This window comes from Paenarthrobacter sp. NPDC090520, assembly GCF_044769205.1.
Lineage (GTDB): Bacteria > Actinomycetota > Actinomycetes > Actinomycetales > Micrococcaceae > Arthrobacter.
Window position 1 is genome coordinate 1 of the sequence record NZ_JBIVXM010000044.1, and the last position, 9,228, is coordinate 9,228.

Consider the following 9,228-nt stretch of genomic DNA (forward strand, 5'->3'; position numbering starts at 1 on the left):
AAATCAACAAACTCCCGCCGGGCGTCCAACGAAAAATTCCTGACCACAACACGCTCCATCAATCAGAGCGTTGCAACGACCCTATGACTCCGCCGCCTTCATAACGCGCACAAATGCGACCTAGTTGGGCAGGGTTACGTCGGAAGGCGACTTGTCCGGGCGCCACCCCTTCCACACGGGATGCCGCAGCCGCCCGGGACCGGTCCATTCGCCGAAGGTCACCTCTGCCACGAGATCGGGTTCCACCCAGGTCGCCCCGGCGGCGTCCTCGCGCGGAATGTCCAGGAAGGGCGAATCCTTGGTGGCGCGGGGCTGGAGTTTCCCCAGGATGTCCTTGAGCTGCCAGTCGGAGAACCCGGACCCCACCCGGCCCACATACCGCAGCTTGCCGCCGTCGGGAATTCCCAGGAGCAGCGAGCCGAACGTCCCGCTCCTTGCGCCGGCACCGGGGCGCCAGCCGCCGACCACCACCTCCTGGCTCCGCTCCAGTTTCAGCTTGATCCACGAGCGGCTGCGCCTTCCCACGGTGTAGCGGCTGTCCGCTTTCTTGGCCATGACGCCTTCCAGGCCGAGTTCGGCAGCTACCGCCAGCAGGTCGTCCACGTCGTGGTCCAGGACCTCGGATACGCGTAGGGGATAGCCCTCACTGAGCCTGTCCACGAACGAGGACAAATGCTCTCTCCGCTCGCGGAACGGCAGCCTGCTGAGGTCCGCGCCGCGGTGGTACAAGAGGTCGAAAAGCATCAACTGCACCGGAACCGACGCCCGTGCCCGCTCGATGTCGGCTGCCTTGACCAGGTTCATCCGCTGCTGCAGCCGGCCGAAATCGGGTTTGCCGCCCTTGCCGAAGGCGACGATCTCACCGTCGGCCACAAAATCGCCGTCCGGCCAGCAGCTGCGGTCCGTGAGCTCCGGGTAGGCTGCCGTGAGGTCGTTGCCGTTACGGCTCATCAGGCGGATCCGGCCCTCCGTGCCCGTGATGATTGCGCGGATTCCGTCCCACTTAAGTTCGTAGAGCCAGTCACCGCCGCTGAGCTCTCCGGTGGTTCCGGCCGAGGCCAGCATGGGAGTGTAGCCAGGCATTGGTTCAGGCTCGACGGCGGTTGGCGGCTTCGCGTCCACAGCTGCCTTCCCGTCAGGCGCCGGTGCGGCAGCTTTCTTCCGGCCTCCCGGTTGCTCCTTCATCAGGTGGATGAGCCAGCGATCGCCCGTGTTGATCAGGGCAAACCGTTTGGTTCCGCCCAGGCCGCCTCCCGGTTCACCCGTGAGCGTGGCGATGACTTCCTTGCCGTCGCGCCACTTCTCGCAGGTGAATTCACCGCGATCCCAGATGGACACCGTTCCGCCGCCGTACTCGCCCTTGGGGATCACTCCCGCGAAGTTGGCGTAGTCCATGGGGTGGTCCTCGGTGTGGACGGCCAGGTTGTTGCGGTCCGGAGTATCGGGAACGCCGCGTGGGAGGGCCCAGGAGACCAGGACGCCGTCGTGCTCCAGCCGGAAATCGAGGTGGTAGCGGCGGGCATGGTGCTCCTGGATGACGAAGATGCCGCCGGGCGGCGCAGGGTCGCCGGGCCGCGGTTGATCGGAGGAGGCGGTGGCCGTCCCGCTCGAGGAAACGGACGACGCCGGGAACGGTTCCGGAGTCTTGCTCGGATCACGCATTCCTACATACTTGGCCAGGCGTCCTTCCACGGTGACCTTTTCCCGGCCCCCCGTGGTGGGCGGCCCCGCACCCTCAGCGGGAGTACCGCCGTCGTTCTCCTCGGCGTGGGGCGGCAGGTGCCGGCCGGAGATCGACGCGAAGTGGTCCTCGCCCGTGCCCACCCGGTCCATGACTTCCGTGAACTCGAGGTGGCTGAGCTCCGGATCGTCGAGTTCATCCCAGGTCCGGGGCGCGGCGACGGTGGGGTGCGGCTTGCCGCGCAGGGAGTACGGAACAATGGTGGTTTTGTTGCCGCTGTTTTGGCTCCAGTCCACCAACACCTTGCCGCTCCGGAGCGACTTCTTCATGTCGCTGACCACCAGCTTGGGGTGGTCCGCTTCAAGGGCACGGGCGAGTTCGTGGGCGAAGGCCGAAACCTGCTCGGACTTCAGCGTCCCTTCGAGCCCGGTGTAGAGGTGGATGCCCTTGCTTCCGCTCGTGACCGGTACCGGCTCCATGCCCATGTCCTGCAGGATGGCTCGCGCCAGCTTGGCCACCTCCACGCACTCCGGCAAACCCGCACCGGGACCGGGATCCAGGTCCAGGACGAAGCGGTCCGGCCGCAGGGGAGTCCCGGACGGATCCACTTGCCACTGCGGAACGTGGATTTCCAGGGAGGCAATCTGCGCCATCCACGTGAGCGTGGCCAGGTTGTTGACCATGGGGTAGTCGTTGGTGTGGTCGGAGTGATGGATGGTGGCACGGGGGATCCACCGGGGAACGGAGCTTTCCAGGTTCTTCTGGAAAAACACTTCCCCGGGGTTCGCGGCCGTGCCCACGCCGTTGACCCAGCGCTTGCGCGTCACGGGCCTGTTGGCCGCCGCTGGAATGAGGAAGGGCGCAACCGCGGCGTAGTACTCCAGCACCTCGGCCTTGGTGGTGCCGGTCTCGGGATAGATGATTTTGCCCAGGTTCGTGAGGGTCAGTTCGTGGCCCTCTACGGTGACGCGTTCCTTCTGGTTGCCTGCCACCTCTTCTCCTCTGTTGGCTTGTGCTGTTGACTGGGTGCATGAGGGCCATATGGAAGGGATCTATCGCGTTCGGTCTGGTCAACGTACCAGTTAAGCTCTACAGCGCCACAGAGGACCACGACATTGGACTCCATCAAGTCCACAATAAGGACGGCGGGCGCATCCGTTACCAGCGGAAATGTGAAATTTGCGGCGATGTGGTGGCCTACGAGGACATTGACAAGGCGTACGAAGAAGAAGGCCGAACCGTTGTCCTCACCTCCGCCGAATTGAAATCGCTCCCTGAAGAGAACAGCCGCGAAATCGAAGTAGTGGAATTCATTCCGGCCGAACAGCTGGACCCGATCATGTATGAGCGCAGCTATTTCCTTGAGCCGGATTCCAAATCGCCCAAGGCGTACATGCTTTTGCGGCAAACACTCGAAGACACGGACCGGATTGCCATAGTCCAGTACGCCCTGCGGCAAAAGACCCGGCTTGGTGCCTTGCGTGTGCGCGGGGAAGTGCTGCTCCTCCAGGCCCTTTTGTGGGGCGACGAGGTGCGCGAAGCCAAATTCCCGTCCTTGGAAACAGACATCAAAATCTCGGACAAGGAACTCGAAATGTCCTCCGCGCTGGTGGAGTCCATGGCCCATGACTTCGATCCGGACGAGTACACCGACGACTACCAGGCGCAGCTGAAGACGTTGATTGAGGCCAAACTGGAGAAGGGCGAGGCCCTGGACACCGAGGCAACGTTCGGCGTGGTGGAAGGGGAAGGCGAGGGCGGCGACGTCATCGACCTCATGGAAGCGCTCAAGCGGAGCCTCGACAAGAAGCGCGGCAAGGAAAAAGCGGACGACGACGATGCTGCCGCCACCAAGACTGCCAGCAAGCCGAAGGCGCGGGCCAAGAAAAAGGCTTGACCCGCCGTCGTTATTTGTACCCAACTGAGTCGCAGTTAAGCGCGTTTGGAGCCGCCAAAACGCGCTTAACTGCGACTCAGTTGGGCCGTTCGTCTCAGCCTTTGACGGAACCTGCGGTAAGTCCTTGCACGATGAACTTGCTGGCGAAGGCGAAGATCACCAGCGTGGGGACCACCGTGAGAACCGCGGCAGCGGACATGGAACCCCAATCAATGTTGAAGCTGGAGATAAAGCCGGCCAACGCCGTCGGGATGGTTTTGTTGCTGTCGCTGTTCATTAGGGTTACCGACAGGAACAGTTCGTTCCAGCAATTGACGAAATTGAAGACGAAACTCGCAGCAATGCCGGGCAGCATTACGGGAACGATGACCCTGAAGAGCGCACCCATCCGGGAACAACCATCAATCATGGCAGCTTCCTCCAAGGCATCAGGGACGTTCTCGAAGAAGCCCCGAAGCATGATGGTGCAAAACGGGATGCAGATGGCGATGTAAATCAGGATCAGGCCCGTTTTGGAGTCCACGAGGCCAAAATCGGTCATCATCAGGTAGAGCGGACCCAGGGCAATAAAACCGGGGATCATTTGCGTGATCAGGAAAGCGCCTAGCACGGCCCCGCGTCCGGAAAACTGGAACCGGGCAAGGACGTAGGCGGAGAGCAGGGAAATGAGCGTGGCAACGGAGGCTGCCACCAAAGCCACCACCAGGCTGTTGAGCATGTATTGGCCGAAATCGGACTTCGTGAAAAGCCCGATGTAATTGTCCAGGGACAACTGCCGGGGCCAGTAGTCCAGCGGGAGCGAATAAATGGCCCCCGGCTCCTTGAGGGACGTCACCACGATCCAGTACAGCGGAAAGACGGTGACGATCAGGCACAGGCCCAGAAAGAGGAACTTTGAGATCCGGCCAACGAGCGTTGGAGTGTTGATCATTGGGCTCCCTTTCGAAAGCGCACAGCCATGAGGTAGAAGGCTGCAAACAGCATGAGCGTGACCATGACGATCAACCCGAGGGCAGACGCCTTGCCGTAGTCGCCTTCCTGGGTAATTTTGATCATGTAGGTGGTGATGATGTGGGTCTGGTCTGCTGGTCCGCCGCCGGTCATCGCGAAGATGATGTCCGGGAAATTGAAGATCCAAATCACCCGCAGCAGGATGGTCAGAGCCAGCGTCGTGGAAATGCTGGGCAGCGTGATGCTGAAGAACGTCCGCACCTTGCCCGCACCATCCAGCGCGGCTGCCTCATACATTTCGTCCGACACCGACTGCAGGGCAGCAAGGATCATGATGGCGAAGAACGTCACGCCGTACCAAATGTTGGCAATGATGATGGCCGTCATGGCGAAGCCCGGATCGGACAGCCAGGGAAGGGGCGAGCTGATCAGGCCGGACTTCATCAGGAGGTCGTTGACCACGCCGAACTCAGCGTTGAACATCCAACGGAACAGCATGCCGATGAGGAAACCGGACACTGCCCAAGGGAAGAAGATCATGGCTTGGTACGCTCCGCGCATCCTGAACCGGCGTTTCAGGAACAGTGCCACCGCGAAGCCGATGACCACCTGCGGGACCAGGGAGCCGAGCACCCACACCACGGTATTGCGGACGATTGTTCCGAATTCCGGTGCGTCGAAGAGGCTCTGGAAATTACCGAAGCCAATCCACGAGGTGTCGGAAAGGTCGTTCAGGTTCCAATTCCGGAAGGCCATCTGGCTGCCCGCGATCATGGGGTAGTACGTGAAGATCCCCACGAATACTGCGGCCGGCGCCAGGAACGCCAGCAAGGTCAGCGCTGTCCTGCCACTGAACCGCCTTTTCCTGCTGGCCGGCTCCCTTCGAAGGCCCTCACGCCCGGACGGCGGCGACGTGGAACGCTTGAGGTCGAGGCTCATGGGCCTCTAGCCCTTCATCTTTTCTGTCCAGAACGTGTCCCAACTGGCCAGCAGCTCGGAGGTGCTCATCTGCCCTGTGAGCACCCGCTGGAGTTCGCCGTCGGACTTCTTGATCCACTCGGTCCACCAAGACACGCTGCGGGGCTGGATGGCCGAAACGTAGGTGTCGGGGTTCTCCGTCATCTTCACGTAGGCAGCCCACGGGCCGGTGCTGTAAAAGGTGTCCTGGGCGGCGGACTTCAGGGTTGGAACAAGGCTGTTGTCCTTGCTGAACGTCGTGGCCGCGTCGCCCTGGGCCAGGTATTTGATGAGCTTCACTGCTTCCGGCTTGGCGTTGGAGGACTGGGCGATGCCCCAACCTGCGGAAGCGACGGGCTGAATTGCCTTACCGCCCGGTCCCACCAGCAAAGGCGCAACATTCCACTGGTCCTGCTTGATGGCCTGCGACTCCTTGACGGTCGCGATGACCTCAGGGTCCTGCAGCAGGAAAGCGGTGGAGCCGTTGCTGAAGCCCTGGACCATCTCCGGGTAACCCCACGCAACGGAGGACGGAGGTGACCCCTTCTTGAAGAGGTCGATGTAGAGGTCCATGGCTTCCTGCGCCTTGGGGGAGGAGAAGATCGTCTTGCCGTTGGTCAGCTTGAACGCGTTCTCCCGGTCGATCTCGTCGGCAACGTAGGCCTCGATGATGGCCACCGCGTTGGAGTTGGCGTTGGTGCCCCCGCGGAACGCATAGCCGAACTTGTTTTCCGACGGCTTGTTCAGGGCTTCGGCCTGCTTCGCCATCTCGGACCAGCTGTTCGGTGGACCGTCGAAGCCGGCGTCCTTGACCAGGTCCGAGCGGTAGAAGAGGGAGAGCCCATAAAAGCCGTAGGGGATGTAGTAGGTCTTGCCGTTCTGCTTGGAATAGGTGACAGCGTTTTCGGTCAGGTTGTTCCAGCCATCCCAGCCGTCCAGGTCCTTGGTCATGTCATAGAGCCAGTTGTTGGCACCAAAGGAACCCACAGTGATGTCGCGGGCCTCCACCACGTCCACGCCCTTGCCGGACTGGAGCATCTGCTGGATCTTCTGGTCAGCCTGCTCGGTAGGCGGCGAGATGAGATCGACCTTGATGTTGGGGTTTGCCTGCTCGAATCCCGCAAGGAGCTTCTTCAAAGTCTCTGTGCGGGTGGGGTTGGTGAGGCTTTCCACCATCTTCAAAGTGACCTTGCCATCGGCGGCGCTCTGTCCGCCACCGCCACAGCCTGCCAAGGCCAGAACTGCCGCCAGGCCTGCTGCGGCAGATGCCATGATTCTGGATTTCACGTTGGTCCTCCGTTGGTTGGTTGAGGTGGATTGCGCCTTGCAGTGGCGCGGTCAGTGATGTTTAGAGGTATGTGGCGAGCCGTACGAGTTCCGGCACCGCCCGTTCAGCGAAGATTTCGTAGTCCTGCGGCGAGTTGTAAAGGTGGGCGGAGAGTCGCAGGAAGCCTTCGCCATTGAAAGTGGTCACCGCGGTTTCGATGTCCAGCTGGTCTGAAATGAACGCCCGAACGGTGTGCGAATCCTCATGCATGGTGGCAAGTCCCCGGGGCAAGCGAAGCAACCGCAGCGGACCTACGGGCATGCCCGCATCCACGGTGTGGTTCTCACCGGTGAGGTCCGCGAAAGCCGAGCCGATGATGGCTTCTCCGTAATCGCAGAGGGCCTTGGCATAGCTTCGGAATGTCTGCCAGCCGTATCGTTCCTCGATGGTGGTGAACGAGGAGCCTGCGGCCATCCACGACGTGACATCCTGGGTGCCTACGTGGTCGAAGCTCTCCGGGAAGCTGTACGGGAAACCCCATGAATCGATGAGTGGCGCCAGGCCTTCGGCCCGATCCCCACGAGCGACAAGCGCCGCTGTGCCCCTGGGGGCGCACGCGAATTTGTGGAGGTTGCCAACCCAATACCCGTCGAATGCGGGAACGGGAGCCTCCAACACGCCCGGTGCGTGAGCGCCATCCACGAGCAAGGGCACCCCGGCGTCCTTTGCGGCCTTCGCAACGGCTTCTACTGGAAACGCCCGCGCCGTAGCTGAAGTGATCTGGTCCAGCACGATCAATGCCGTCTTGTCGCCGACTTCCGCCATCACCAGCGCCGTTGCGGTCTCCGCGTCGGCATCCAAGGGGATCTCGGCAATGCGGACGCTGCCGCCGCACTTCCGCGCCACGCGGTAGGCGCCGTGCAGTACGGCTCCGTATGCATGGTTCGTCATGACAATCTCCGCACCGCGGTCGAAGTCCAGCGAGTTATAGACGGCCGTGACTCCAGCGCTCGCATTCAGCACAAGAGCCATGTCCCCTGCGTCGACCTTCAGGAAGGAGGCCACGTCTGTCCGGGCGGCGGCCACGGCCTTGTACTGGCCCATGAACCAGGTGCACGGGTTTGCGTCCATGCGGGCCTTTAGTTCCAACTGGAATTCCTGCGCCGCCCGGGGGACCGAACCGTAGGAGCCATGGTTCAGGTGGATCTTGGAGGCTGTGAGGGTCCAGTCGGAGCGGGAAGGAGCGCCGTCGGGGGTTGTCATGGGACGCGGGGCCGTCAGGTTGCTGGCTGGGTGCACAAGGGCCTTCTAGGTCGGTGAGTCAGGAACTGCCTGTAAGTTACCTCACATGCATGGCCGAGACAACAGACTACTTCGCAAAGTCATAAGATGACTTTGGATAAGAAGTACTACAGAGACCTATTTCATGATCTATTTGGCCTAAGAGATACGATGTCTCGCCTCATGAAGTCTGATCACTTGCCCGAACGGAACACTGGGACGGGAGTGCTGTAGCGTGTACCAAGTCTGGAGGAGGCGGGTAAATGGGTGCAGTTGAGACGGCCATGCAAGGCCTGCGCAACAAGATCGCATCGGGCGAGCTGGCACCCGGACAGAAATGTCCCCCGGAAGCGGAGTTGTGCGCACAACTCGGAGTATCACGGAGCTCCTTGAGGGAGGCCGTTCGCGCCATGTCCGCTCTGGGGATCATGGAGTCCAGGCACGGTTCAGGGACGTATATATCGTCCTTGGAACCCACGGTGATCCTTCAGAACTTCGCGCTGCTGGTGGACCTGCTTCCGCTGGATGGATTGTTGGAGCTGTTTGAAATCCGGCGATTGATGGAGTCGCATGCGGCGTCTGCAGCCGCGGCCAATGCGGCTCCTGCCGCCCTGGCCTCGCTCACGGCCCTGGTGGAGGCCATGGAAGACACGGCTGACCCTTCCGAATACTCTGAACTGGACTCGCGGTTCCATGAGGAAATCTGCCACGCAAGCGGCAATGCCACCTTGGCCGGCCTGGTCCGCCTGTTCCGCTCGCGCGGTGGCCACTTCCACATTTTCGACGGCGATGAAGGCACCGTCGTGCGCGAAGGCAGCACAGCCGGCCACGCCGCGATCCTGGAAGCCATCGCACAAAAGAACCCCACTTTGGCCGCCGTCGCCATGGGAGCGCATATTGCGCAGACCGAAGCCTGGCTCAAGCGGCTAAGGCCTGTTCCGCGCCTCACGGAGTGACCTCGGATGGTGACCGGCCCGCCGTCGTCACCATCCGCCGTCGTCATCCCAACTACATAGCGGTAGATGCCGTTTTGAGGGGGCGGTTTCTAGCGGTTATCGCAACAGGAAGGTTCTGATCATCTCATTTGGGGTGCAGAAGTTCATCTCATTTGGGGTGCAGAAGTCGAATCGTTGGCGGGGTCTGTCGTTGAGTTCGTGGGCGACGTAGTCGAGGTCTGTTTGGCTGTAGATGCTG

General features: G+C 61.5%; 7 protein-coding genes. 2 read left to right on the forward strand and 5 right to left on the reverse strand.

All coding sequences use genetic code 11. The features are described 5' to 3' along the window. Positions 1-120: 120 nt before the first annotated feature. The gene (locus ACIQTZ_RS23810) at positions 121-2,673 is read right to left on the reverse strand and encodes an ATP-dependent DNA ligase (RefSeq protein ID WP_402984786.1); all 2,553 of its coding nucleotides are present in this window, start codon (positions 2,671-2,673) and stop codon (positions 121-123) included. Positions 2,674-2,711: 38 nt separating this feature from the next. On the opposite strand from ACIQTZ_RS23810, the gene ACIQTZ_RS23815 reads away from it, so the two are divergent. Further along, complete coding sequence (locus tag ACIQTZ_RS23815) at positions 2,712-3,578, forward strand: Ku protein (RefSeq protein ID WP_400335390.1); 867 nt, start codon at positions 2,712-2,714, stop codon at positions 3,576-3,578. 94 nt (positions 3,579-3,672) lie between these two features. On the opposite strand, the gene ACIQTZ_RS23820 is transcribed toward ACIQTZ_RS23815, so the two are convergent. The 4 genes from ACIQTZ_RS23820 to ACIQTZ_RS23835 form a co-directional block, all read right to left on the reverse strand. Beyond that, positions 3,673-4,509, reverse strand: coding sequence for a carbohydrate ABC transporter permease (locus tag ACIQTZ_RS23820; protein WP_402984788.1), 837 nt, complete (start codon positions 4,507-4,509; stop codon positions 3,673-3,675). Beyond that, entirely contained in the window at positions 4,506-5,468 is a 963-nt protein-coding gene (locus ACIQTZ_RS23825) for a carbohydrate ABC transporter permease (RefSeq protein ID WP_402984791.1), read from the reverse strand. The genes ACIQTZ_RS23820 and ACIQTZ_RS23825 overlap by 4 nt, the downstream gene beginning before the upstream one ends. Before the next feature lie 6 nt (positions 5,469-5,474). Then, complete coding sequence (locus ACIQTZ_RS23830; RefSeq protein WP_402984794.1) at positions 5,475-6,758, reverse strand: ABC transporter substrate-binding protein; 1,284 nt, start codon at positions 6,756-6,758, stop codon at positions 5,475-5,477. A gap of 76 nt (positions 6,759-6,834) precedes the next feature. Beyond that, entirely contained in the window at positions 6,835-8,016 is a 1,182-nt protein-coding gene (locus ACIQTZ_RS23835; RefSeq protein WP_402984797.1) for an aminotransferase class V-fold PLP-dependent enzyme, read from the reverse strand. A 281-nt stretch (positions 8,017-8,297) separates the two neighbouring features. Here ACIQTZ_RS23835 and ACIQTZ_RS23840 point away from each other — a divergent pair, with 281 nt between their 5' ends. After that, positions 8,298-8,990, forward strand: coding sequence for a FadR/GntR family transcriptional regulator (locus ACIQTZ_RS23840; RefSeq protein ID WP_402984800.1), 693 nt, complete (start codon positions 8,298-8,300; stop codon positions 8,988-8,990). Positions 8,991-9,228: the final 238 nt, after the last annotated feature.